Source organism: Maritimibacter fusiformis, assembly GCF_008086115.1.
Classification (GTDB): domain Bacteria; phylum Pseudomonadota; class Alphaproteobacteria; order Rhodobacterales; family Rhodobacteraceae; genus Muriiphilus; species Muriiphilus fusiformis.
In genome coordinates, this window is sequence record NZ_VSIY01000003.1 from 576,927 (window position 1) to 599,926 (window position 23,000).

The following is a 23,000-nucleotide window of genomic DNA, read 5'->3' on the forward strand; positions in this document are numbered from 1 at the left end:
GGTCAGAACTTGCCGTAATTCAGATAGGCTTCCTGCGGGTCGACGCCTTCGAGGATCGCCTTTCGCACCTTGCTTTCGGTCTGCATCGCGGTCAACGACGCCTCCAGCACCTCATCGACGATCTCGGCGGGGATGCGCACCATGCCGTCGCGGTCGCCGTGCAGCCAGTCGCCGGGGCGGATCAGGACATCGTCGATCATGATGTCGACCTCATGCGCCTTGGGCAGCCAGAACCCGACCACGTCGCGCGGCGTGTTGTGCGTGCCCCAGGCGGGAAAGCCCAGATCGAGGATGAAATGCGTATCGCGCAACCCGCCATCCACAACGCAGCCCAGCACGCCCTTGCGGTGCAGGGTTTCCGCCGACAACTCGCCCATCTGCGCGATGGCATGGGTGTGCGGCTGGGTCGTCCAGATGTGGCCCGCCGGCGCCTTGGACAAAAGCCCGGTCCAGGCCAGCAGGGTTTCATGCGGGTCGGCGCTCTCGTCCACCCGCCCCTCGATGGTCCAGGCCGGGCCACAAAGCGTCATCTCGGGCTGAAGCGGGCGGATGCGGGGCGGCAGGGTGAAATTGCGCCGCCCCATGCCGCGCAGGATATCGTGGATCACGCTGGTATAGCAGCTCCGGTATTGCGCAAGGCGCGTGTCAGTCATGGTGAAAAACCTCTTCCATCATTGCCCACCATTCGCCCTCTTTTCGGGTCTCGAGCGGCTCCTGGCAGGGCATGCAGATATCCCACCATTCCTGGGTGCGCGGATCGGCGGCCATCTTGGCCGCGTCCGCATCGAAATCGTCGCCGGTGTATTCCCAATAGCCGAACAGAAGGTTCTCGGGTTCGCGCAGGTAGATCGAGTAATTGGTGATGTTGCAGGCCGAGATCATGTTCAGGATATCGGGCCAGGCATCCGCGTGCAGGCGTTTGTAGTCGTCGATCCGGTCGGGCTTGATGCCGATCACCATGGCCATGCGTTGCATTGTCAGGCTCCTTTCTGTCCGAAATGATGCTGCGTTCCGGCCACGATCCGACCCCGGACCGCGTCCCAATCCCAGTCGATGCCGATGCCCGGCGCGCTCGGCGGATGCGCCTGGCCGTCGCGTATGTCGAGCGGCGCGCGCGTCACCTCGTCAAGCTGCGGGATGTATTCCAGCGTCGGGGCGTTGGGCACGGCGCAGACCAGGCTGACATGCAGTTCCATCAGGAAATGCGGGCAGATCGGCACGTTGAACGCCTCGGCCAGATGCGCGATCTTGAGCCAGGGGGTGATGCCGCCGACACGGGCGACATCGGCCTGCACGACGCTGCAGGCGCCGGCCTCGAGGTAGTCCTTGAACTGGCTGAGGCTATACATGCTTTCACCGACCGCAATCGGCACCCGCGACTGGCGGGCAAGCTGGCGGTGCGCGCCGACGTCATCCGCCGGCATCGGTTCCTCGAACCAGTGGATGCCAAGGTCGGCCAGCATGTCGGCGCGGCGCAGCGCCTCGGCCAGCGAGAACGCCTGGTTGGCGTCGACCATGAGCCGAAAATCGTCGCCCACCGCATCGCGCACCGCAGACAGCCGCGCGCGGTCCTCGGCGATGGAGGGCTTGCCGATCTTCAGCTTGGCGCCGGAAAACCCGGCCTTTTTCATCGCCAGCGCATCCGCGACCAGAGCCTCCGTCGGCAGATGCAGCCAGCCGCCCTCGGTGGTGTAGAGCGGAACGGAGGGCTGCGCGCCCCCGGCCATGCGCCAGAGCGGCAGCCCGGCGCGGATGAGCCGCAGATCCCAGAGTGCCGTATCAATCGCGGCCAGCGCCAGTGAGGTGATCGCGCCCACCGCCGTGGCGTGGGTGCTAAACAGTAGATCGCGCCAGATGCCGTCGATCTCCTCGGCCTCGCGCCCGATGAGGCGGGGCACGAGTGTCTCGGCCAGAAGGCTGACAATCGCCTTGCCGCCGGTGCCGATGGTATAGCTGTAGCCGGTCCCCACCTGCCCGTCCGCGTCGGTGATGCGGACAATCGGGGTTTCCTGGCTGACGAAGGACTGGATCGCGTCCACCCGCTCGACCTTGGGGGCGAGGTCGATCATCAGGATCTCGGCTGCGACGATCCGGGCCATCAGTCGAGCCTTACCGAACGGCCAGTGCCGGCGTCGAACAGGTGGACCTTGTCGAGCGCGACCCGGAACTCCAGCACCTCGCCCGGCTCGACATCGCGCGGATCGAACATCTTGCCCTGCGCCTCCTGCCCGGCCAGGCGGGTGTAGATCAGGGTTTCGGTGCCCAGAAGCTCGGCCAGTTCGACCGGCAGCGACAGCATCGCGCCCTCGCCGCTGTCGTGGATGCCGTGGCCGACGGGCGTCATGTCGTCGGGGCGGATGCCGAGGATCACCTCCTGCCCGTCCGTCACCCGGCCCGCCAGACGCCCGGGCACCGGCAGGCGGGTGTCGTCGGCCAGCACCACCTCGCCACCCGCGATCCGGGCCGGGACCAGGTTCATCGGGGGTGAGCCGATGAAGCTGGCGACGAAGGTGTTGACCGGGTGGTTGAACACCTCCATCGGGGTGCCGACCTGCTCGATATGGCCGTCCTTCATCACCACGATGCGGTCGGCCAGCGTCATCGCCTCGACCTGGTCGTGGGTGACGTAGACCACCGTGGTCTTGACCTTCTGGTGCAGCTTCTTGATCTCGGTGCGCATCTGCACGCGCAGCTTGGCGTCGAGGTTCGAAAGCGGCTCGTCGAACAGGAACGCGCCGGGCTGGCGCACGATGGCGCGGCCCATCGCGACGCGCTGGCGCTGCCCGCCGGACAGTTCGGCGGGCGTGCGCTCCATCAACTCGGTGAGGCCCAGAATGTCGGCGGCCTCATCGACACGGCGGACGATCTCGTCGGGCGGGCGCTTGGCGATCTTGAGGCCGAAGCCGAGGTTCTCGCGCACCGACATATGCGGATAAAGCGCGTAGTTCTGAAACACCATCGAGATGTTGCGCTTGCGCGGCGGCAGATCGTTCACCAGCACGTCGCCGATCCGGATTTCGCCGCCCGATATGTCCTCGAGCCCCGCGATCATGCGCAACGTGGTGGACTTGCCGCAGCCCGACGGCCCGACCAGCACCACGAACTCGTTATGCGCGATGTCGAGGTTGATGCCGTGCACGACCTCGGTCTTGCCATAGCGTTTGACGACGGTGTTCAGGTTGATGCTCGCCAAGGGTCTCTATCCTTTCACGCCGCCGAAGGTCAGCCCGGCAATCAGGTGTTTCTGCACAAGGAAGGTCAGGATCAGCGCCGGGACGATGATGATCACCGCCATCGCGCACATGCCCGCCCAGTCGATGGTGAATTGCGCGGTGAAGTCCATCAGGCCCACCGGCAGGGTTTTCGAGTCGGTCGAGCGGGTCAACTGGCTTGCCAGCGCGTATTCGTTCCACGAGGTCAGGAAGGCGAACACCCCCGCCGCCGCGATGCCCGAGCGGGCCAGCGGAAACTCGATCCTCCAGAACGCCTGCCAGCGGGTGCAGCCGTCGACCTGCGCGGCCTCGTTCATTTCCTTGGGGATCTGGCGAAAGAAGCCGTCGATCAGCCAGATGGTGAAGGGCACGTTGAGCGCCACGTAAACGATGATCATGCCCAGCTTGGCGTCGATCAGGCCGAGTTTCGACCAGATCATGAAAACCGGCAGCGACAGCGCGATCCCCGGCACCGCGCGCGACAGCATCAGCCCCAGAAACAGCGAGTTCTTGAAGCGGAAGCGAAAGCGCGCAAAGGCATAGCCGCCCGACATGCCGATCATCAGCGCGATCACCGTCGAGGTGGAGGCGATGATCATCGAGTTGGTGAAGTAGCTCAGCACCGGGATCGCGACCTGGGCATCGCCGAAGCCGAAGATCGCGGCGAAGTTGGAGAAGGTCGGGTTTTCGGGAATCCAGATCGCGGGCTTGGCCATGATCTCGCGATTGGGGCGAAAGGCCGACAGCACCACCCACAGGCCCGGCACCCCCATCACGATCATCAAAAGGAAGGTGGCGATCCAGGTGGCGATCTTCGACAGCCGCTTTTTCAACGCACCGCTCATTCCGCACCTCCCATGTAACGGCGGGCCGCCACCAGCTTGGTGAAGAAATAATAGGTGAAGGCCACCGACAGCAGCGTCGAGACATAGGCCATCGCATTGGCCTCGCCCATCTTGGAATTGTCGTATCCGACCCGCGCGATCAGGGTCCAAAGCACCTCGGTGCGCCCCGCCGGGCCGCCGCCGGTCATCACGTCGACGATGTCATAGGCCCGCGCCACGTCGAGCGAACGGATGGTCATCGCGATGAAGGCGAACGGCATCAGGAATGGCAGGGTGATATGGCGAAACACCTGCCACGGGTTGCAGCCATCGACCTTGGCCGCCTCCAGCGGGTCGCGCGGCATCGCGAACAGCCCCGCCAGCAGCAGGATGGCAAAGACCGACGTGCTCATCCAGACCTCGGCGGTGATGATCGAGATCATGCCCAGGGGCTTGTCGACCAGCCAGGCGATCGAGCCATCGGTGATGCCCAGCGCCTGCAGCGCGTTGTTCAGGATGCCGATATTGTCATTGAAGATGTATTTGAACTGAAAGCCCACGAGGATCGGCGAGAACATCATGGGAAACATCATCATGGTGCGCAGCGTGCGCTGGCCCCAGGTGATGCGGTTGATCAGAAGCGCGATGCCAAGCCCGAGGATAAACTCGAGGTTGAGCGCGACGGCGAGAAACAGGATGGTGCGCCCGAACGCCCACCAGAACTTGTCGTCACTGAACAGCCGCACATAGTTGCGCAGGCCCACGAAGGTGTTGATCGTGTCCGGCTTGGTCAGCTTGTAGGGCGTCATGCTGGTATAGAGCGAGAACGCCAGCGGGATCGCGACGACAAACAGGATCGTCAGGATCGCCGGTGACAGCAGCAGGAACGGTGTGTGTTTTTCCGCGCGCCAGCGCATGGGCAGCACCTTGGGTCAGAGGGCTCGGGTCATCGGGTGGACGGCAGGGGCGACAGCCGAAGCCGCCGCCCCGCCGGGAGGAACGGTCTAGTTCCGGTAGCCCGCGTCTTCCATGATCTCGCCCGCCGCCTCGGCGGCATCGTCGAGTGCATCCTGGATCGACTTTTCACCTAGGATCGCCGCCTGCAGCGCCGGCCAGATCTCGTTGGAGACCTCGATCCAGGGCTCGATCAGCGGCGGGGTGAAGGCATCCTCGGCCATCGACTGGGCGTAGGTCTCAGACACCATCGCCTGGAACTCGTTTCCCTCCGCCAGGAACTCGGCCTTGACCGCATCCCAGACCGATTGCCGCGTCGGCAACAGGCCGGTGCGCGCCTCGACCATCTGGCGGTCGTGGTCGGTCAGGAAGGTGATGAACGACGCCGCCGCCTCGGGGTTGTCACAGGACTCGGTGATCGAGAACGTGTGGCTGCCCGACCAGCCCGAGCGGATGCCCGCCGCCCCCTTGGGCGCGCGCACCAGCCCGACGTTGCCCGCGACCTGCGAGGCGTCCGGGTCGTTGAAATACGCAGCCCAGCCGGCCCAGTCGAGGTTCAGCGCCACCGTCCCCGAGGCAAAGCCCGCGCCGGTGTCGTCCCACAGGTAGTTCATCACCCCCGCCGGCACCGCGCCCGCGTCGTAGAGATCCTTGAACCACTGCACCGTCATCACGCCTTCGGGCGAGTTGAAGGTCGGGTTCCAGTCCTCGTCGAACAGCGCGCCGCCATTGGCCACCAGCATTTCGTAGAACCGGCCGGTGATGGCCTCGTCCTTGCCGACGTATTGCGTGCCGTAGAAATCGGGCGGATTGGCGAAGAACAGCGCCTGGTCCTTGACCTGGTCCCAGGTGTCGGGCGGGGCAAGCTCATAGCCGTATTCGGCCAGGAACGCCGCCTTGTTGTCCTCGTCCTCGTAGAGCGATTTCTGGTAGTAGAGGTTCGAGATGTCCGAGTGGCGCGGCAGTTGCACCAGCCGCCCGTCGACGGTCGAGTTTTCCAGCGCCAGCGGCTGGAACTCGGCGAGCACCGCCGGGTCGAGCAGCTCGTTCAGGTCGCGGTAGATGTTGCCGTATTGTGGCGCAAAGCTGGTGTGGTTCGAGCCGACGCACCAATCGAGCGTGCCCGCCGCGATGTCCTGCTTGATCTCGCGGTCCAGCTCGAAGTGGTTCTTGCGCGACAGGATGTCGACGGTCGCGCCGGTCTCGGCCTCCCATTTCTCGATCTCGGCATAGAGCGGCTCGTATTGCGCGCCGCCGATCAGTTTCACCCGCAAGGTATAGCCGTCGAAGTCGCCGGCCAGCGCCGGGGCCGTCAGGCCAATCGGCACCAATGCGGTCGCCGCAAGCAGTTTCAGGGTCGTATGTTTCATGGTCGTCCTCCCGTAGGTTTGCCGGTCACTTTTCCTCAAACGCGCCCGCCTCCCGTGCGGGCGCCGCCTTTGCACCGCTTTCCCCCGGCAAGTTATCGGAAAGCAGTTCGTCAAATATCCTGTCCCGGTCCGCGCCCAGCGCAGGTGCGGCGCGGTCCGATTTCAATGTGCAATTGTCGATCCGAAGCGGCCCGCGCAGCGCGTTGAGCCGCACCTCGCCATTGCGCCGGATCTCCTGCTCGAGGCTCAGGATCTTCCACGCCTCGCTGGCCATCAATTGCGGCCAGTCCAGCACCTCGGAACACCAGATGTCGGCCGGTTGCAGGATCGCCAGCCACTCGGCGGTAGTCCTCTCACGGATCGCCCCGGCCATCACCGCCTTGATCTCGTCGCGCTGGCGCATCATCGCGTGCTTGTCGTCGTAGTATTGCGACAGGCCGTCGATTCCCATCAGCTCGGCCAGCTTCTGCAACGACGGCGTCATCGCCACGGCAAGAAAGCTGTCGGCGGTCTCGTAGACGCCGTAGGGCGCCCCGAGATAGGCATGCGCGCTGTTCACCGCACCGCGCACCGGCAGACGCCCGCCATCGTTCAGATGGGTGGTCAGAACCTCGAACTGGAAATCCACCATCGCCTCCAGCAGACTGGTCTGAACCAGCGCGCCGCGCCCGTGGATGCCGCGCCCGACCAGAGCCGCAAGGATGCCCTGCGCCAGCGCGTTGCCGGCCAGCATGTCGGCCACCGCCAGCCCCATCGGCATCGGCGGATCGTCGCGGCTGCCGGTCAGCCACAACAGGCCCGAGCGCGCCTGCGCCAGCAGGTCCTGGCCCGGCAGGTCTTTCCACTCGCCCTCTTCGCCATAGCCCGAGATCGAGCCGTAGACGATGCGCGGATTGATCTCGCGCACCGCGTCATAGCCAAAGCCCTGCCGCTCGATCACGCCGGGGCGGAAGTTCTGCACCATCACGTCGGCGGTTTTCAAAAGCGCGCGCAGACGTTCGCGGTCGTCGGGCTCGCGCAGGTCGGCGGTGATGCTTTCCTTGTTGCGATTGATCGCGTGGAACAGCGAGTTGTCGCCGTCGATATCGGTGTCCGAGATATAGAGGTTGCGGCACAGATCACCGATGCCGGGACGCTCGACCTTGATGACCCGCGCGCCCAGATCGGCCAGTTTCAGCGTGGCCAGCGGCGCCGACAGGAACTGGCTGAAATCCAGAACCACCAGCCCGTCGAGCGGGCGTTGAGATTGCGGCAGGGATTTCACTTGAGGCTGTCCTCCCAGGCGGATTGCAGGCGGTCGACGGTGGCCGCGACACTCGCGTCGCCGCGAAGGCAGGCATGGACCAGATCGCCGCCACGCTCCTGAAACCCCATGTAGCCGTCATGGCGCGGGCGCAGATAGGCGGTCTCGAGCGTTTGCCGGGTGTTGCGGAAAAAGTCGCGGCTGGCGGCGTTGCAGGCGTCATCGTCCCAGGCCACGGCATTGGCGGGCTGGCCGCCGGCCTCGAAGAACAGCCCCTTCTGGCACTCGGCCCCGGCGATCCAGAAGGCATAGTCCGTGGCGATCTCGCGATGCGCCGAACGGGCCGACACCGCGATGCCGGTGCCGCCGATCACGGTGCCGCGCGGGCCGTTGTCGCCGAACCCCGGCGCGTCGGCAAAGACCAGCGGAAAGCGGCAGTATCCGTCGCGGCTGTAGTTGGTGTAGCCATAGCCGAACGGCGAATAGGCCGGCGCATCGACGCTGCGCCCCATCCATTCGTAGATGCCGATCGGGTCCAGCGTCAGGCAGCGCGGATCAACCAGCGCCACGATCTCGCGCAGGGCTTCGAGGATTTCGACGGAGTGTTCCGGTGCCATCAGCCGGTCGCCCTCGGCCACGGCGAACCCCTTGTTGTTGGCCAGCCCCAGGTAGCACATCAGCGCATTGATCGGGATCAGCGCGAAGCCCACCTCACCGCTGCGCGCAAGCGTCAGCACGTCTTCCCACCGCGTCGGGGCTTCGTCGATCCGGTCGGGCCGGTAAGCCGCCACCGGCGTCGCGGCGTCGATCGCCAGCGCCCATTGCCGCCCGTCGAATTCGTAGGACGGATGCGACACCCCAACCGACTGCGCTGCCAGCGCCGCCAGATCGTCGTCGCGCCCCTGCCCGTCGAACGGCAAAAGCAGCCCCGAACCGGCCACCTCGCCCACATGCGGGTGGTCGATCACCATCAGGTCGTAGGCATCCGCCATTTCGCCAATCGGCCGGTCCGCGAAGGCCTGGAGCGAGCGTTTTTCCCAGGAAATGGTCACGCAGGGATGCGCCTCGCCATACGCCGCCGAGGTCGCCAGCATCGGGTCGAACCCCCGGCTGTGATCCCAGGTCATGCCCTTGAGGTGCACCGGATCAGCCACGTTTCCTGGCCTCCTGCACCTTGCGGGCTTCTTCCTCGAACGGCTTCGGGTCGCGATAGAGCGCGGTCAGCAGGTGCTCGGCATAGAGCACCAGTTCGCCCTCGCCCTTGTAGACCGAATAGCTGACCCGCAGCTTGCCCATCTCGGCGCTGTGCACCTGTTTGGCCAGGTTCTCGCGGATGGTGTAGATCGTGTCGCCGATGAACACCGGCTTGATGAAGCGCAGCCGGTCGTAGCCGTAGGAAAACGAGTTCAGGCAATTGGTCGCCGCCAGCCCCAGCCCGTAGGAAAACACCATCGCGCCCGCCACCAGCCGCTTGCCGAACACGCCCGCCTGCGCGGCGAACTCCTGGTCGGACACATAGGGGTGGTGGTCCATCACCAGCGAGTTGAACAGCATCGACTCGCCTTCGGAAATGGTGCGGCGGATCGAGCGGATCTTGTCGCCGATCTCGAAGTCCTCGTAATACCAGTCCTCGGAATTCCACACCGGGATTTCGGCGTGGTCCTCCGGCAGTCCCGGCAGGCTGCGTGGATGCACTCCGATTTCGGCCATGTCTCCCCCCATCACGACTCGGTCGCGTTTCGGAAAGTCTCACATGGCTCTTTTCACATGTCAAAGATTTTTGTATATATGAAATCAACGGAACAACCGACCGGGGACTAGCGTATGGAAAGAGAACAGTTTTTCGAGGATTACGTGGTCGGCGAGGTTAGGCACACGACCGGCCGAACGATCACCGAGACAGATATCGTCTTTCATGCCGGGCATTCCGGCGACTATTTTCCGCACCATGTCGACGTCGAGTTCTGCAAGACCCAGCCCTTCAAACGCCCCATCGCCCATGGCACCATGACCTTCGCCATCGGCATCGGCCTGACCGCGACCGAGATCAACCCGCGCGCCATGTCCTACGGCTATGACCGGCTGCGCTTTCCCAATCCGGTCTTTGCGGGCGACACCATCCGCACCGCCGTCACGGTCAAGTCCAAGGAGGTCGACGAAAAACGCCCCGGTTTCGGTCGGGTGATCGAGGCCAAGGACGTGACCAACCAGCACGGCAAGACGGTGATGTATGTCGAGCATATCCTGATCGTCGAAATGAAGGGGGACGCGAAATGACACTGGATCTCAGGCAAAGCTGGCCGGCACCGTCAAAGCCCAAGCCGGTGATCATCGTCGGCGCCGGCGGCATCGTGCGCGACGCCCACCTGCCCGCTTATGCCCAGGCCGGCATCCCGGTGAAGGGCGTCACCGACCTCGACGCCGAGCGCCGCGCGGCACTGGCGCGCGACCATGACCTGAAACATGTCTACGCCACGCTGGCCGAGGCGGTGGACGACAACGGCACCGATGCGGTCTATGACGTGGCCGTGCCGCCGCACGCGATCACCGATATCCTGCCCGCCCTGCCCGACGGCGCGGCGGTGCTGATCCAGAAACCGATGGGCAGCGATCAGGACCACGCCCGACAGATCCGCCAGATCTGCCGCGACAAGGGCCTGAAAAGCGCGATGAACTTCCAGCTTCGGTTTTCTCCGATGATGATGGCGGTCAAGGACGCGGTGGAACGCGGCGTGCTGGGCGAATTGCTCGAGGTCGAGGTGCATCTGAACATCTTCACGCCGTGGACCCTGTTTCCTTTCCTGATCCCGATGGATCGCGTCGAGATCGCGGTGCATTCGATCCACTACCTCGACACGATCCGCGCCATCGCGGGGAACCCGGACGCCGCCTTCGCCCGCTCGATGCGCGACCCGCGCGCCGCCGATTTCGCCCAGACCCGGACGACGGCGATCCTCGACTACGGCGACCGGTTGCGCGCGGTGATGTCGATCAACCACAACCACCAATGCGGGCGCAAGTTCCAGTCGGCGTGGTTCCGGTTCGAGGGCACCGAAGGCGCGATGATGGTGAAACTCGGCGTCTGCTACGACTACCCCAACGGCGAGGCGGACGAGTTGTGGTTTTGCAAAAACGGCGGCGAGTGGGAACAGATACCGCTTGAGGGGTCATGGTTCATCGACTCGTTCATGGGCACGATGCGCAACCTGCAACGCTTCGACGCGGGCGAGGACGACCACCTCTATGCCTCGACCGAGGACGGCTATCAAACGATGGCGCTGGTCGAGGCCTGCTTCAAGTCGCTCGAGGTGCCCGCGGTGGGGCTGGTGCTGGACTGACACCGCTGCCGCCCGCGCCCAGCGCGACCGACAGTTCGCGCGCCGCCTGCACCACCTTCTCGACGCAGGTGGCAAAGCCGACCGGGTCGCCGACCCGCTCGATATGCGGCACCGTCAGCGCGGCGGCGGGGGTGCCGGAATGGTCGAACACCGGGGCCGAGATGTTGACCACGCCGCGCACCACGAAACTGTCGCGCACCTCGTGGCCGATCTCGCGGATCTTGGCGAACTCGGCCTCCAGCCCCGCCCGGGTGACGCCCTGCGGCAAGGGCACCGTGGTCAGCAGTTCGTCGACCCGTTCAGGCGGCAGAAAGGCCAGGATCACCCGGCCGCTCGAGGCATTCCACAGTTCGATCTTGGCCCCGAGCCGCACGCTCATCACGTTGTTGGACGGACTGTCGACCTGCCCGACCACCAGCACCTCGTTGCCGGCGATCAGGCCGAGGTGGACCGACTGCCGGATCTCGCTGGCAAGCGTGCGCATCCGTGGTCCGGCGATCGAGGTCAGGCGGCGCACGATGGGCAGCTTGTGGGCCAGTTCGAACAGGAACGTGGTCAGCACATAGCGCCCGGTGGCGCTGTCCTGCGCCACGTAGCCGCGCGCCTCGAGCACCGCGAGCATGCGGAAAATCTCGCCCACCGAGCGTGACAGCGCGCGCGCGATGTCCGACAGGCTCAGCCCGATCTCCTCGCCCGACAGAAGCTCGATGATGTCGAGGCCCTTCTCGAGCGCGGGCGCGGTGTATTTCTTCTGTTCGTCGCTCATCTGGTGTCCACGCGCGGGCTGTGACGGGAATGAGTTGGCCGGTGCGAGTGTAGGCGTTTGCAGGTCGGGGTAAAGCGTTCACACCCGGAGCGGGTGATATCGACCCGATCCGGGTGTGACTGGGCATCGTCGACCGTGAAGGCGCCGGGTGCGCGTCGATTGCGAAACCACCGGAAATGCGCGAAAAGGTCCGGGTTGCGACCGCGTTCCCGATTGCCGCCCCAAACGTCAGAAAAGCCTGCCATACTGTCCAGATGAAACATTCGAACACTCCCCTTCCGCCCAACCCGCAACCGCCCGGATTTCGTGTGTCCGCCGACCGTCCGCTGGCGTTGCTCGGCGCCTGTCCCGTCTACCAGCCGACCCCGTTGACAGGCGCGCCGGACCTGGCCCGCGCGCTCGGTCTGGCCGGGCTGTGGGTCAAGGACGAAACCGCCCGGATGCAGCTAGGCAGCTTCAAGGCGCTTGGCGGGGCCTTCGCGGTGGTGCAGATGATCCTCGACCGGGCCGGCGTGTCCGACCCGCGCGCGCCCGAGGCCGTGGCGGTGGCAAGCGATCTGACCTTCGTCACCGCCAGCGCCGGAAATCACGGCCTGTCGGTGGCTGCCGGGGCAAAGATCTTCGGCGCGAATGCGGCGATCCTGCTGCCCGCCGCCGCCCCCGAAGCCTTTGCCACGCGCATCCGCGGCAAGGGTGCCGAGGTCATCCGCGTCGATGGCTCCTACGAGGACAGCGTGGCCGAGGCGATAAGGCTGGCCGAGGCGGGCGGCTGGCTGCATCTCGCGGACGGGTCGTGGCCGGGCTACACCGCGCCACCGGCGCTGGTGCTGGAAGGCTACATGGTGCTGGCCGAGGAATGCCGCCAGAGCTTTGCCTCGCTGGGCACATGGCCAAGCCACGTCGTGGTGCAGGCCGGGGTCGGCGGGCTGGCCGCCGCGCTGGCGGCCCATATCCGCGCCACCTGGCCGCGACAGCCCGAGATCGTCGTGGTCGAACCCGACGCCGCGCCTTGCCTGATGCAAAGCCTCAAGGCGGGCAAGCTCACGCCAGCCGAGGGGCCGGTGTCGATCATGGGGCGGCTCGACTGCAAGGAGGCGTCGATGCTGGCCTTCGAGAGCCTGCGCGACACCGCAGACACCTTCGTGACGATCAGCGACGCCCAGGCCACAGAGGCGGTCCGGGCGTTGGCGCAGGCCGGGATCGCGACCACACCCAGCGGCGCGGCAGGGATGGCGGCGCTGCGCCTCCTCGACCTGCCCGCCGATGCGACCTGCCTGATCGTCGCCTCCGAGGGGCCGGAAGACGCCTGACGCCGGATGCTACAGGTTCGACGGCCAGACCGGGTGGTGATCGTCGATCACGAAGGGGTGGCGGTGGCGAACCGGCGGGTGGCGGTGCTGGACTGGCCGGTCCGACCCTGACGCATCCGCATGGTGGTGGGTCGGGTCGCCGTGGGCATGGGCATGTTCGACCGCGGCATGTTCGTGCTCGATCTCGCGCGGATCGAAGGACGGCCACAGCCGAACGGCCAGAAGCGAGGCGGCAGCCGACAGCAGGGCCATGACCAGAAACGTGGTCGGCAAGCCGACCGCGGCACCAAGCCGACCGGCAAGCGGATAGGCCAAAAGCCAGGCGGAGTGCGACAGCGCGAATTGCGCGGCGAACAGGGCCGGACGATCCTCTTCGTTGCACGACCGGGTGATCAGCAGGCCCGCCGGGGTCTGAACCAGCGACGCCCCTGCGCCAAGTGCCGCCCAGATCGCCAGCCCGCCAATCATGCCCGGCACGAACGCGGCCAGCACCAGGCTGACCGTCACCACCGCCGCCCCGGCAAGCATCGCCGGGCGGGCCGAAATCCTGCCCAGAAGCCGGGGCAGCAGCAAGGCGACCGTCATCGAGCCGATACCGCTTGCCGCGAAATAGAGCGCGACAATCTCATCGCCGAGGCCGAGATCGCCCTTGACCCGAACCACGGTGTTGACGATGACCATCGCGGTGCCTGCGGCGACGGAGACATAGAGCGCCAGCAACCCGCGCAGGCGTGGCGTGGCGAGGTAGATCCAGATGCCGCGCGTCACCCGCTTGCGAAACGGCGCCGGCACGGATGCCGCGGTTCGCCGGGGCAGCGCCACGCTGAACACCAGCGCGGCGGAGGCCAGAAAACCGATCGCTGTTCCGACGAACAGCACATGGAACGAGAACACCGCCAGCACCAGCCCGGCGATCAGCGGGCCGATGAGCGATTCGAGGTCATAGGTCAGGCGCGACAGCGACAGGGCCTGGGTATAGTCGGCCTCGTCTTTCAGGATATCGGGGATCGTGGCCTGGAACGTCGGCGTGAAGGCCGCCGAAAATGCCTGAAAACCGAACACCAGCAGATAGATCTGCCAGATCTCGGTCACGAACGGCAGGACCAGCACCATCGCGGCGCGGGCCAGGTCGAGCGCGATCAGGAACGGCCTGCGCGGCAGGCGCGCCGAGATTGCGGCGGCGATCGGGGCGAGGCCGACATAGGCCACCATCTTGAGCGCCAGCGCCGTGCCCAGCACCGCGCCCGCGTCGCCCCCGGCCAGTTCAAACGCCAACAGGCCCAGCGCAATCGTCGTCAGGCCCGATCCCAGGACCGAGAAGATCTGCGCCAGCAAAAGCCGGCGATAGGTGCGGTTGGACAGGGCGCCGTTCATGCGCAGAGATTAGAAGATTGCAGATGCGACACAATGGCATGAGTGACGCAGGCGGGGGCCGTGTTACGTTTTTTCCGGTCCGCCTTTCGGCGGCAGGAGGTGGCGATGCGCTCAAGTGCAGGGAATGTCTTGCGGCTGTTGATGGCCCTGACGATCCTTGCCAGCGTCATGATCCGCCCCCCCGGCACCATGCTGGTGACCGAGGGCGACACCATCACCTACGTGCTGTGCGGGGCCGGCGAGGCCCGGTCCGTGCAGATCGCGCTTGGCCAGGACGAGGGCGAGGAACGCGATCTGAGCTGCGATTTCTTCGCCGCGCAGATCGCCAGCCTGACACCAGAGCCGCCGCAAGCCCCTGAATTCGACCAGTCCGCGTCCCGGCGCGCGACCGATTTGCAGCCCGCGCCACTGGCGCAACGCCGGCTGTGGCTTCCCAATAACGCCCGCGCCCCACCCCTTGTGAGTTGACTTCGAACCAACGTCAGACCTCACAAGGACTTGCCAATGCCCAATATCCGTCTGGCCGTGCATCTTGCCACGGCTGCCCTCGTTGCCTTGCCCCTCGCGCTTGCGCCGGCACGGGCCGAAACCTCGCTCACTGTTGCAATCAAGCGTGACCGGTATTCGGTCGCCGACGACAACTTCACCTTCACCACCCGGCGCCCGGCGGCCCAGATCGTCGAAACGGCGGTGCGGCCGGATGCGAACTTCCTGCCCAGCCCGCTGCTGTTCGAAACCTGGGACTATGCCGATGGCGCCTATACAATCACCCTGCGCCAGGGCGTGACCTTTTCCGATGGCACGCCGTTCGATGCCGACAGCGCCATCGCCGCGCTGAGGCTCTATGACCAGGGCAAATCGGACTTCCTGCAGATCGACCAGGACAGCTTTGTCCGGCTGGGCGACCACGCGATCGGCTTTCGCTCCGAGAAAGGCTCGGCGCTGGTGATCGAGAACATGACGCACCGGGCCACGTCGCTGTTCGGTCCGTCCGACGATCGCGCCGCGAACCCGGTCGGCACCGGGCCCTACCTGCTGCACAGCTATGACCCGAAACAGCAGCTGACCGTGGTCAGGAACCCCGACTACTGGGGCGATGCGCCCAGCGTCGACCGGCTGACGTTCCGCTTCATCGGCGACGACAACGCCCGGCTGATGGCGTTGCAGAACGGCGAGATCGACGTGATCGGAGAGGTGACCCCGCAGATGCTGCTGTCGATGCCGCAGGACGGCTCGGTGGTGCTGCATGAAAGCCGCCCGATCCGCTACGTGGCGCTGATGACCAATATCCACGGCGAGGCTCCGTTCGACATCCTTCAGGACCGGCAGGTGCGCGAGGCGCTGGCCTGGGCGGTCGACCGCGAGACCCTCGCCAGTGTGCTCTATGCCGGGCACGGCGTGCCTGCCAAGGGCGTGCTGCCGGGCTGGATGTTCAACCTTGGCGACGACCACACCGATGGCTTCGGCTTCGACCCGGCCAAGGCTGGCGAAATGCTCGACGCTGCGGGCTGGACGATGGGCGGCAACGGGGTGCGCGAGAAAGACGGGCGCAAGCTCGGCCTGCGGCTGGTCGCGGCCTATCCGAACGTCTCGACCGTGAAACCGATGCCCGAGATGCTCGAGCAGATGTTCGCCGCGGTCGGCGTCGAGATCGACCTGGTCGAGGTGGACGACAGCGGCGTCTACGGCTCGACCTATCTCGACACCGGCGAGGCCGACCTGTTCCTGGAGTTCGCGTCGAACAACAACACCGACCCGACCTACCTGCTCAACAACATCTTCACCACCGGCACGCCCTGGGGCGGCTACAGGTTCTTTGCCCCCGGACCGCATGTGGACGCACTGCTAAGTCAGGCCCGCGAGGCGCAGACCCGTGACGCGGTGATCGACCTCGTGCGCCGGGCGCACCGCGCCATCGTGCAGGACGACCTGGTGGCGATCCCGATCCTGATGGTGCCGAACTTTGCCCTGTCGCGTCCGGGCATCGAGGTTCCGATGTCCGAATACGAGGATTGGATCGACTACGGGCGCGTGACGTTCGCGCAGTAGATCGCCGCATCAGCAACACGGAGCCCCGCGCGGGGCTCCGCCCAAACGGATCTGTCCATGCTGCGCTTTTTCCTCATCCGCCTGGCGGCCGCCATTCCGCCCCTTCTCGGCATGAGCTTCGTTGCCTTCGCCATCGTCGCGCTGGCGCCGGGCGATCCGGTGATGATGGAGCTTCGCGCCATGGGCATCGTGCCGGAACCCGAGGACATTGCCGCGCTGCAGGCGCAGTTCGGCCTCGATAAGCCGTTCCTGCCGCGCTATTTCGACTGGCTGATGCGGGCGGTCCGGTTCGACTTCGGCACCTCGGTCGCCACCGGGCGCAGCGTGATGTCGGAGATCGCCATTCACCTGCCCGCCACGCTGGCGCTGGCCGTCAGCGCGCTGGTCGGCGCGGTGGTCATCTCGCTTGCGCTTGGCGCCTTCGCGGTGGCGGGCAACCGCGTGACCGGCGTTGGCCTGCGCGGGCTGACCATCCTCTTGGTCTCGGTGCCCTCGTTCTGGCTGGCGCTCTTGCTGATCCATGTGTTCGTGCTCAACCTCGGCTGGACCCGGCTGGTCGGCGATGGGTCGTTGCCGGACCTGGTGCTGCCTGCGCTGACCCTCAGCCTCGGCGCCGGGGCGGGGCTGGGGCGCGTCGTCTATGAACGGGTGCGCGCCGAGAAAAGCGAGGACCACGTGCGCCTTGCCATCGCCAAGGGGCTTGATCCCCTGCGCATCATGCTGACCCATATCGCGCCGCGCATCCTCGGGCCGCTGGCCACGGCCTGGGCCAACACCTTCGGCGCATTGCTCGGCGGGGCGGTCATCGTCGAAAGCATCTTCGGCTGGCCCGGCCTCGGGCAGCTTATCCTTCAGGCCATCGCGCAGCGCGATTTCCCGGTGATCCAGGCCTATCTCGTGTTCATGGGGCTGATCTTTTTCGCCACCAGCCTGATCGCGGACATAATCGTGATCCTGGCCGATCCGCAATTGCGCCGGAGGCTCGGGCATGAGTGAGCGCACCCTTCGCATTCCGGCCCTTCGCCTTGGCATCGGCAGCGGGCGGGTCGGCCTGATCCTGGGGCTGGTCCTGATGGCGGCATTCCTCGCGCTGGGCCTGTCGCCCCTGCTGCTCGACCTGCCGCCGCCCGAAAAGATGAACCTGCTTGCCCGCCTCGCGCCACCGTCGCCGGAGCATCCGCTTGGCGCCGATCACCTGGGCCGGGACGTGCTGTCGCGGCTGATCGCGGCTGTGCCGGTGTCGCTCGGGGCCGCTCTGGTGACGATGACGGCGATCCTGGTGATCTCGCTGCCGTGGGGCATCGTCGCCGCGCTGGCGGGCGGGCGGGTCGACATGGTGATGATGCGGCTGGCCGATATCGTCATGGCGTTTCCCACGCTGGTGCTGGCGCTGGCGGTGATCGGGTTCATGGGCGCGTCGCTGGAGGCCTCGATCATCGGCGTCGCGGCGGCCTGGTGGCCGTCCAACGCGCGGCTGGTCCGGGCGCTGGTGCTGTCGGCAAGCCAGCGCGATTTCGTCCATGCCGCGCGGCTGGGCGGTGCCTCGCGCATGCGGGTGGTGCTGCGCCATATCCTGCCGCAGGTTCTGCCGCCGCTTGCCGTCATCATCTCGCTGGAAACCGCCTCGGTCCTGCTGGCCCTGTCGGCACTCAGCTTTCTCGGGATCGGGGTGCAGCCCCCGACCCCGGAATGGGGCGCGATGCTGAACGAGGCGCGGCCGTTCTTTGCGCAGGCGCCGCATATGCTGCTGGCCCCCGGGCTGGCGGTGACCCTGGCCGTGCTGGCCTTCAACCTCGTTGGCGAGGGGTTGCGTGAACTGTTGGACAAGAGGGAGCCGTATCTATGGTAAAAGCGCTTTCGGTAAAAGACCTTACGATCACTTGCGGGGTCGCCCGCCCGCTGCTCGACCGGGTCGGTTTCGACCTCGCCCCGGGCGAGCGTGTCGGCCTGGTCGGTGCAAGCGGGTGCGGCAAATCCCTGACCGCAGGCGCGCTGTGCGGACTGCTGCGCCCGCCGCTCAGGGTGTCCGGCGGATCGGTGCGGCTGGATGGGCGCGAGGTTCTGGACCTCTCCGCGGCGTCCTGGCGGCGGGTTCGCGGCGAACGGATTTTTCAGATCTTCCAGAGCCCCGGCACCGCCCTTACCCCGGGCCGGCGCATCAGAACCCAACTGACCGAGACCGCACGGCTGGCCGGGGTCGAGGCGAAAGCGACTGTCGCGGCGGCGCTGGATGCGGTGGCGCTGGAGCGGCGGGTGGCGGAGTTTTTCCCCTACCAGCTATCGGGCGGGATGAAACAGCGCGTGCTGATCGCCATGGCCCTGATCCTGCGCCCGCGCATCCTGATCGCCGACGAACCCACCACCGGGCTGGACGTTCTGACAGAACGCGAGGTGCTCGCGGCGCTCAACACCATGGCCGACGAAACCGGCGCGGCGGTCCTGTTCATCAGCCACGATCTGCGCGCGGTGCAAGAGGTGGCCGGGCGCGTGCTGGTCATGGAGCACGGGCGGCTGGTCGAGAACGCATCGGTGTCGAACCTGTCGCTATCTCCCGCGCGCGCCGCACGCCAACTGGCCGAGGCAGCCCATGCGCTGCAAGGCGCATGCTAGAGGTTCGCGGCCTTTGCAAGCGTTTCTACGGGCACGAGGTGCTGGCGCAGGTGGACCTGTCGATCCGGCCCGGGGAAGTCGTCGGGCTGATCGGCCGCTCCGGTGCCGGCAAGTCGACGCTGGCGCGCTGTCTGGTCGGGCTGGAGGCGCCCAACAGCGGCGAGATCCGGCTGGACGGAGTCGCGGTCACGCCGGGCAGCGGGCAGGCCCGACGCCGCATTCAATACCTGTGGCAAGACCCGACCCAGTCGCTCAGCCCGTTTCTGGGGGCGCTCGACACGGTGCGCGAAACGTTGAACGGCTTCGCGCTCGGACCGGCGGCAACCCGCGCCGCGCGCGCCGGTGACATCCTGAACGACCTCGGGGTCGAGGGCGCCATGCAGCACCGGCGCCCGCATTCGCTGTCCGGCGGCCAATGCCAGCGCATCGCCCTGGCCCGGGCGCTGGCCGCGGAACCGGATATCCTGATCCTTGACGAACCGCTGTCGTCGCTCGACCTGGCCACGCAGGTCAGCACCATTCGACTGCTGCGCCGGGTCCACCGCGCGACATCGCTGGCGATGCTGATCGTGAGCCACGACCTCGCACCCCTGCGCCAACTGGCCGACCGGATACTGGTTCTGGACGATGCCCGGATCATCGAGGACATCCCGATGCCCGACTTCGCCGCACGGGCCACCCATCCGCTGTCGCGCGCCTATGCCGAGACGCTCGACCCCGCGAGGTAGGCGTTGCCCGTCGCGTGCAACAGTATCGCCACGCCCTAGCGGACCACGTAGACCGAGCAGGTCGAGTGACGCACGACCCGGGCCGCGTTGGGGCCGAGAAGGTAGTCCTTGAAATCGGGCTTGTGTGCACCGATCACGATCAACGAGGCCTTGATCTTTTCGGCAACGCGCAGGATTTCGTCGTAGGCGCGCCCGGTGGTCACAACCTGGCGAACACTCTCTTTCGCCTCCGCACCCAGGGCGGCGGTCACGGACTCACCCAGCAATTCGCGCGCGTGTTCCACCATCTTGTCGTGGTGGCTTTGCCCGAAATACGAGCCCACGACGCTCATGCCATAGTCCGGCACGACGGTGACCACGACAAGCTGCCTGCCGTCAAGTGCGGCGAGCCGGGCCGCCTCTTCGAGCACGTTGTCGTCGCGGTGCGGGTTGGAGATGTCGACGGCACACAGAACGGGACCGGTCATGCGGGAACTCCTTGCTTGGTCATGCGCGCACGCTGCAACAGGGCGACAAGGCCCAAAAGCAGCAGCGCGGGAAGGAAGATCAGTTCTTGCGGCCATTGCTCGGACGGGGCCTTTACCGACACGATCGTCACCGGCGTGTCGCCGTAGAAATCGAACGCCTGCATCGTCTCCGAGAAGGGGGTGCCGAACATCGGCTCTTCCATCACCACGGCGCCGCCGTTCTCCATCAGCATCAGGCCCAACCCGTCGAGCAGCGCCGCGCCGTCCTCGGCCTCGCCAACCGGCAGGACCAGCGTGGTTTCCTTGATCTCGCCCGAGATGAAATCGGGCCCCGAGACCACCACGCGCAACTCCTGCCCCGGCACCGCGACGTCAAGCGCCTGCTCCAACTGCGCCGGCTCGACCATGGTGAACGGCGGCTGCAGCCGGTCCATGATCCAGTCGGGCCGGAACAGGGCAAAGGCGATCAGAACCAGCAGGACACCTTCGTAAAGGCGGTTCTTCGTCAGGAACCAGCCCATCGTGCCCGCGGTGAACACCAGGATGGCAATCGTGGCCACCACGAAGGTGATGATCCCCTGCATCAGCGTCACGTCGATCAGCAGAAGGTTGGTGTTGAAGATGAACACGAACGGCAGCGCGACGGTGCGCAGGCTGTAGAAGAACGCGATGAACCCGGTGCGGATCGCATCGCCCCCAGACACCGCGGCGGCGGCGAAACTCGCCAACCCCACCGGCGGCGTCACGTCGGCCATGATGCCGAAGTAGAACACGAACAGGTGCACCGCGATCAGCGGCACGATCAGCCCCGACTGCGCGCCCAGTTCGACCACCACACCGGCCATCAGCGAGCTGACGACGATATAGTTCGCCGTGGTCGGCAACCCCATTCCCAGGATCAGGCTGAGCAGACCGACCATCACCAGCATCAGGATCAGGTTTCCGGCGGACAGGAACTCGACGAGATTGGCCATCACCTGACCGACGCCGGTCAGGGTCACGGTGCCGACGATCACCCCGGCGGTTGCGGTCGCAAGGCCGATGCCGATCATGTTCCGCGCGCCGTCGATCAGACCGGCCACCAGGTCGAGCACCCCCAGCCGCGCCGCCTCCATCATCTCGCGCCCGCCGCGAAACAGCGCCTTGAGCGGCCTTTGGGTCAGCAGGATCACGAACAGCAGCGCCGTCGCCCAGAACGCGCTCAGCCCCGGCGACTTCTGTTCGATCATCAGGAAATAGACCAGCACGACGATCGGCAGCAGGTAGTAAAGCCCGGTCTTGTAGATCTCGGACACCACCGGCAGTTCGACCTCTTCGGCATCGGGGTCGTCGGGCAGGAGGTCCGGCGCCTGGGCCGCCAGCCACAACAGCGCCAGATAGACCAGAAAGATCAGACCCGACAGGATCAGGCCCGAGGACGGCAGCACGTTGGAGATCCAGCGCACCGGGTATTGCACGCCATAGGCCAGCGCCGCGAACCCGGCGAAGAACAGCGCCATGCCGCCGATGGTCCGGCCCATGCTGACCACGCGGTTGCCCAGCGTCGGCATGTTGTTCTTCACCGCCTCGAGGTGGACGATATAGACCAGCGCGATATAGCTGATGGTGGCCGGCAGGAAGGCGTGGGTGATCACCTCGACATAGGAAATTCCGACATACTCGACCATCAGGAAAGCCGCCGCGCCCATCACCGGCGGCATGATCTGGCCGTTGACCGAACTGGCGACCTCGACCGCGCCGGCCTTTTCGCTGGAGAACCCGACGCGCTTCATCAGCGGGATGGTAAAGGTGCCGGTGGTCACCACGTTGGCGATGGACGACCCCGAGATCAGCCCCGTCGCCGCCGAGCCGACGACCGCCGCCTTGGCCGGTCCGCCGCGCAGATGGCCGAGCGCGCCGAAGGCCATCTTGATGAAGTAGTTGCCGGCCCCCGCCTTGTCGAGCAGCGCGCCGAACAGCACGAACAGGAACACGAACTTGGTCGACACGCCCAGCGCGATGCCGAACACCCCTTCGGACGTGGTCCACATGTGGCTCATCGCCTTTTGCAGGCTGGCGCCCTTCCAGCGGATGACCTCGGGAATCCACTCGCTCGCGCCGAAGAACACATAGCCCAGGAAGATCGTGGCGATGATCGCCATCGCCGGGCCAAGCGCGCGCCGGGCCGCCTCGAACAGGATGATCAGACCGGCCAGCGCGAACCACTTGTCGGTGTGATCCGCCAGCCCGCCGTTGCTGACCAGCTTGGCGTAGAAGAAATAGCCGTAAAGCGCGGTGAACGTGCCCGCCAGCGCCAGCGCCCAGTCATAAAGCGGAACGTGGTCGCGCGGGCTGCGCCGGAACATCGGATAGGCCATGAAGGCGAGGAAGGTCGCGAAGGCCAGGTGGATCTGGCGCGAATTGTTGATCAGATCGCCCGGAAGGACGTAGTTCGAGACCGGCGAGGCCAGCAGCACCTGATAGAGCGACCAGACCACCGCCACCAGGGCCAGAAAGGCGCCGACCAGCCCGACCGGATTGCGGGCGCCGCCATCGCTGGAGGAGACGAGTTCCTGTAGTTCGGCGTCGCTGAGCGGCCCCTTGCCGCCTGAAGTCTCGGTCATCTGGGTCCCTCCCGGTTCCGCCGAAAACGTGGCGGCACATCACTATTTGTTCGTTATGGTTACACTAAACCGGCAATCCGGCGGCGCGCGCAACGTTTATGTGGCCTTGCGCCCGCCATCGTGAATCGTCCTTGCGCGGTCGTCTCGGCGGG

General features: G+C 66.1%; 23 protein-coding genes. 9 read left to right on the plus strand and 14 right to left on the minus strand.

Annotation, left to right across the window (positions count from 1 at the left end; translation table 11 throughout):
• Positions 1 to 2 precede the first annotated feature (2 nt).
• From FVF75_RS03480 to FVF75_RS03525, 10 genes are all read right to left on the minus strand, one after another.
• Entirely contained in the window at positions 3 to 653 is a 651-nt protein-coding gene (locus FVF75_RS03480; RefSeq protein ID WP_148376340.1) for an RraA family protein, read from the minus strand.
• On the minus strand, positions 646 to 975 hold the full coding sequence (locus FVF75_RS03485) for an L-rhamnose mutarotase (protein ID WP_148376341.1): 330 nt from the start codon (positions 973 to 975) through the stop codon (positions 646 to 648). The genes FVF75_RS03480 and FVF75_RS03485 overlap by 8 nt, the downstream gene beginning before the upstream one ends.
• Before the next feature lie 2 nt (positions 976 to 977).
• Positions 978 to 2,099 carry a mandelate racemase/muconate lactonizing enzyme family protein gene (locus FVF75_RS03490; RefSeq protein ID WP_148376342.1) on the minus strand — a complete coding sequence of 374 codons (1,122 nt, stop codon included), beginning with the start codon at positions 2,097 to 2,099 and terminating at the stop codon, positions 978 to 980.
• Positions 2,099 to 3,193, minus strand: a complete 1,095-nt coding sequence (locus FVF75_RS03495; protein ID WP_148376343.1) for an ABC transporter ATP-binding protein — start codon at positions 3,191 to 3,193, stop codon at positions 2,099 to 2,101. The genes FVF75_RS03490 and FVF75_RS03495 overlap by 1 nt, the downstream gene beginning before the upstream one ends.
• 6 nt (positions 3,194 to 3,199) lie before the next feature.
• On the minus strand, positions 3,200 to 4,057 hold the full coding sequence (locus FVF75_RS03500) for a carbohydrate ABC transporter permease (protein ID WP_148376344.1): 858 nt from the start codon (positions 4,055 to 4,057) through the stop codon (positions 3,200 to 3,202).
• Positions 4,054 to 4,953 carry a carbohydrate ABC transporter permease gene (locus FVF75_RS03505; protein ID WP_148376345.1) on the minus strand — a complete coding sequence of 300 codons (900 nt, stop codon included), beginning with the start codon at positions 4,951 to 4,953 and terminating at the stop codon, positions 4,054 to 4,056. The genes FVF75_RS03500 and FVF75_RS03505 overlap by 4 nt, the downstream gene beginning before the upstream one ends.
• Before the next feature lie 87 nt (positions 4,954 to 5,040).
• On the minus strand, positions 5,041 to 6,360 hold the full coding sequence (locus tag FVF75_RS03510; RefSeq protein ID WP_148376346.1) for an extracellular solute-binding protein: 1,320 nt from the start codon (positions 6,358 to 6,360) through the stop codon (positions 5,041 to 5,043).
• A 25-nt stretch (positions 6,361 to 6,385) separates the two neighbouring features.
• Complete coding sequence (locus FVF75_RS03515; protein WP_246137982.1) at positions 6,386 to 7,624, minus strand: CaiB/BaiF CoA transferase family protein; 1,239 nt, start codon at positions 7,622 to 7,624, stop codon at positions 6,386 to 6,388.
• Positions 7,621 to 8,757, minus strand: coding sequence for a type 2 periplasmic-binding domain-containing protein (locus FVF75_RS03520; protein WP_148376347.1), 1,137 nt, complete (start codon positions 8,755 to 8,757; stop codon positions 7,621 to 7,623). Before FVF75_RS03520 ends, FVF75_RS03515 begins: the two co-directional genes overlap by 4 nt.
• Positions 8,750 to 9,313, minus strand: a complete 564-nt coding sequence (locus FVF75_RS03525) for a MaoC family dehydratase (RefSeq protein WP_222861184.1) — start codon at positions 9,311 to 9,313, stop codon at positions 8,750 to 8,752. The genes FVF75_RS03520 and FVF75_RS03525 overlap by 8 nt, the downstream gene beginning before the upstream one ends.
• A gap of 114 nt (positions 9,314 to 9,427) precedes the next feature.
• On the opposite strand from FVF75_RS03525, the gene FVF75_RS03530 reads away from it, so the two are divergent.
• Together FVF75_RS03530 and FVF75_RS03535 are read left to right on the plus strand one after the other, a co-directional pair.
• Entirely contained in the window at positions 9,428 to 9,880 is a 453-nt protein-coding gene (locus tag FVF75_RS03530) for a MaoC family dehydratase (protein ID WP_148376349.1), read from the plus strand.
• Entirely contained in the window at positions 9,877 to 10,941 is a 1,065-nt protein-coding gene (locus FVF75_RS03535) for a Gfo/Idh/MocA family protein (protein ID WP_148376350.1), read from the plus strand. The genes FVF75_RS03530 and FVF75_RS03535 overlap by 4 nt, the downstream gene beginning before the upstream one ends.
• On the opposite strand, the gene FVF75_RS03540 is transcribed toward FVF75_RS03535, so the two are convergent.
• Positions 10,898 to 11,707, minus strand: a complete 810-nt coding sequence (locus FVF75_RS03540; protein ID WP_148376351.1) for an IclR family transcriptional regulator — start codon at positions 11,705 to 11,707, stop codon at positions 10,898 to 10,900. The two genes, FVF75_RS03535 and FVF75_RS03540, sit on opposite strands and share 44 nt — an antisense overlap.
• A 308-nt stretch (positions 11,708 to 12,015) precedes the next feature.
• On the opposite strand from FVF75_RS03540, the gene FVF75_RS03545 reads away from it, so the two are divergent.
• Complete coding sequence (locus FVF75_RS03545) at positions 12,016 to 13,017, plus strand: diaminopropionate ammonia-lyase (RefSeq protein WP_246137983.1); 1,002 nt, start codon at positions 12,016 to 12,018, stop codon at positions 13,015 to 13,017.
• Positions 13,018 to 13,026: 9 nt separating this feature from the next.
• On the opposite strand, the gene FVF75_RS03550 is transcribed toward FVF75_RS03545, so the two are convergent.
• Positions 13,027 to 14,391, minus strand: a complete 1,365-nt coding sequence (locus tag FVF75_RS03550) for an MFS transporter (RefSeq protein ID WP_148376353.1) — start codon at positions 14,389 to 14,391, stop codon at positions 13,027 to 13,029.
• Between the two features lie 105 nt (positions 14,392 to 14,496).
• Between FVF75_RS03550 and FVF75_RS03555 the strand changes: the two genes are divergently transcribed.
• The 6 genes from FVF75_RS03555 to FVF75_RS03580 are packed head-to-tail and all read left to right on the plus strand — an operon-like array spanning position 14,497 to position 19,778.
• Positions 14,497 to 14,859 (plus strand): hypothetical protein, encoded by a 363-nt coding sequence (locus FVF75_RS03555; RefSeq protein ID WP_148376354.1) that lies wholly within the window; start codon positions 14,497 to 14,499, stop codon positions 14,857 to 14,859.
• Between the two features lie 36 nt (positions 14,860 to 14,895).
• Positions 14,896 to 16,440 (plus strand): ABC transporter substrate-binding protein, encoded by a 1,545-nt coding sequence (locus tag FVF75_RS03560; RefSeq protein ID WP_148376355.1) that lies wholly within the window; start codon positions 14,896 to 14,898, stop codon positions 16,438 to 16,440.
• Between the two features lie 57 nt (positions 16,441 to 16,497).
• Positions 16,498 to 17,436: an ABC transporter permease gene (locus FVF75_RS03565; RefSeq protein ID WP_148376356.1), complete on the plus strand. Its 939-nt coding sequence runs from the start codon at positions 16,498 to 16,500 to the stop codon at positions 17,434 to 17,436.
• A complete protein-coding gene (locus FVF75_RS03570; protein WP_148376357.1) occupies positions 17,429 to 18,289 on the plus strand; it encodes an ABC transporter permease in 861 nt (286 codons plus the stop codon). Before FVF75_RS03565 ends, FVF75_RS03570 begins: the two co-directional genes overlap by 8 nt.
• Complete coding sequence (locus tag FVF75_RS03575) at positions 18,283 to 19,050, plus strand: ABC transporter ATP-binding protein (protein ID WP_148376358.1); 768 nt, start codon at positions 18,283 to 18,285, stop codon at positions 19,048 to 19,050. The genes FVF75_RS03570 and FVF75_RS03575 overlap by 7 nt, the downstream gene beginning before the upstream one ends.
• Positions 19,044 to 19,778, plus strand: coding sequence for an ABC transporter ATP-binding protein (locus tag FVF75_RS03580; protein ID WP_148376359.1), 735 nt, complete (start codon positions 19,044 to 19,046; stop codon positions 19,776 to 19,778). Before FVF75_RS03575 ends, FVF75_RS03580 begins: the two co-directional genes overlap by 7 nt.
• A 35-nt stretch (positions 19,779 to 19,813) precedes the next feature.
• On the opposite strand, the gene FVF75_RS03585 is transcribed toward FVF75_RS03580, so the two are convergent.
• Together FVF75_RS03585 and FVF75_RS03590 are read right to left on the minus strand one after the other, a co-directional pair.
• Positions 19,814 to 20,245, minus strand: coding sequence for a universal stress protein (locus FVF75_RS03585; RefSeq protein ID WP_148376360.1), 432 nt, complete (start codon positions 20,243 to 20,245; stop codon positions 19,814 to 19,816).
• Complete coding sequence (locus tag FVF75_RS03590) at positions 20,242 to 22,848, minus strand: TRAP transporter permease (RefSeq protein ID WP_148376361.1); 2,607 nt, start codon at positions 22,846 to 22,848, stop codon at positions 20,242 to 20,244. The genes FVF75_RS03585 and FVF75_RS03590 overlap by 4 nt, the downstream gene beginning before the upstream one ends.
• Positions 22,849 to 23,000 lie beyond the last annotated feature (152 nt).

Bases quoted from the DNA above. Each gene is read 5' to 3' on its own strand.
- FVF75_RS03535 (WP_148376350.1), top strand. From the start codon at position 9,877: ATGACACTGGATCTCAGGCAAAGCTGGCCGGCACCGTCAAAGCCCAAG.
- FVF75_RS03555 (WP_148376354.1), top strand. From the start codon at position 14,497: ATGCGCTCAAGTGCAGGGAATGTCTTGCGGCTGTTGATGGCCCTGACG.
- FVF75_RS03580 (WP_148376359.1), top strand. From the start codon at position 19,044: ATGCTAGAGGTTCGCGGCCTTTGCAAGCGTTTCTACGGGCACGAGGTG.
- FVF75_RS03590 (WP_148376361.1), bottom strand. From the start codon at position 22,848: ATGACCGAGACTTCAGGCGGCAAGGGGCCGCTCAGCGACGCCGAACTA.
- FVF75_RS03585 (WP_148376360.1), bottom strand. From the start codon at position 20,245: ATGACCGGTCCCGTTCTGTGTGCCGTCGACATCTCCAACCCGCACCGC.
- FVF75_RS03505 (WP_148376345.1), bottom strand. From the start codon at position 4,953: ATGCGCTGGCGCGCGGAAAAACACACACCGTTCCTGCTGCTGTCACCG.
- FVF75_RS03565 (WP_148376356.1), top strand. From the start codon at position 16,498: ATGCTGCGCTTTTTCCTCATCCGCCTGGCGGCCGCCATTCCGCCCCTT.
- FVF75_RS03485 (WP_148376341.1), bottom strand. From the start codon at position 975: ATGCAACGCATGGCCATGGTGATCGGCATCAAGCCCGACCGGATCGAC.
- FVF75_RS03540 (WP_148376351.1), bottom strand. From the start codon at position 11,707: ATGAGCGACGAACAGAAGAAATACACCGCGCCCGCGCTCGAGAAGGGC.
- FVF75_RS03525 (WP_222861184.1), bottom strand. From the start codon at position 9,313: ATGGCCGAAATCGGAGTGCATCCACGCAGCCTGCCGGGACTGCCGGAG.
- FVF75_RS03480 (WP_148376340.1), bottom strand. From the start codon at position 653: ATGACTGACACGCGCCTTGCGCAATACCGGAGCTGCTATACCAGCGTG.
- FVF75_RS03560 (WP_148376355.1), top strand. From the start codon at position 14,896: ATGCCCAATATCCGTCTGGCCGTGCATCTTGCCACGGCTGCCCTCGTT.
- FVF75_RS03530 (WP_148376349.1), top strand. From the start codon at position 9,428: ATGGAAAGAGAACAGTTTTTCGAGGATTACGTGGTCGGCGAGGTTAGG.
- FVF75_RS03510 (WP_148376346.1), bottom strand. From the start codon at position 6,360: ATGAAACATACGACCCTGAAACTGCTTGCGGCGACCGCATTGGTGCCG.
- FVF75_RS03490 (WP_148376342.1), bottom strand. From the start codon at position 2,099: ATGGCCCGGATCGTCGCAGCCGAGATCCTGATGATCGACCTCGCCCCC.
- FVF75_RS03570 (WP_148376357.1), top strand. From the start codon at position 17,429: ATGAGTGAGCGCACCCTTCGCATTCCGGCCCTTCGCCTTGGCATCGGC.
- FVF75_RS03500 (WP_148376344.1), bottom strand. From the start codon at position 4,057: ATGAGCGGTGCGTTGAAAAAGCGGCTGTCGAAGATCGCCACCTGGATC.
- FVF75_RS03575 (WP_148376358.1), top strand. From the start codon at position 18,283: ATGGTAAAAGCGCTTTCGGTAAAAGACCTTACGATCACTTGCGGGGTC.
- FVF75_RS03550 (WP_148376353.1), bottom strand. From the start codon at position 14,391: ATGAACGGCGCCCTGTCCAACCGCACCTATCGCCGGCTTTTGCTGGCG.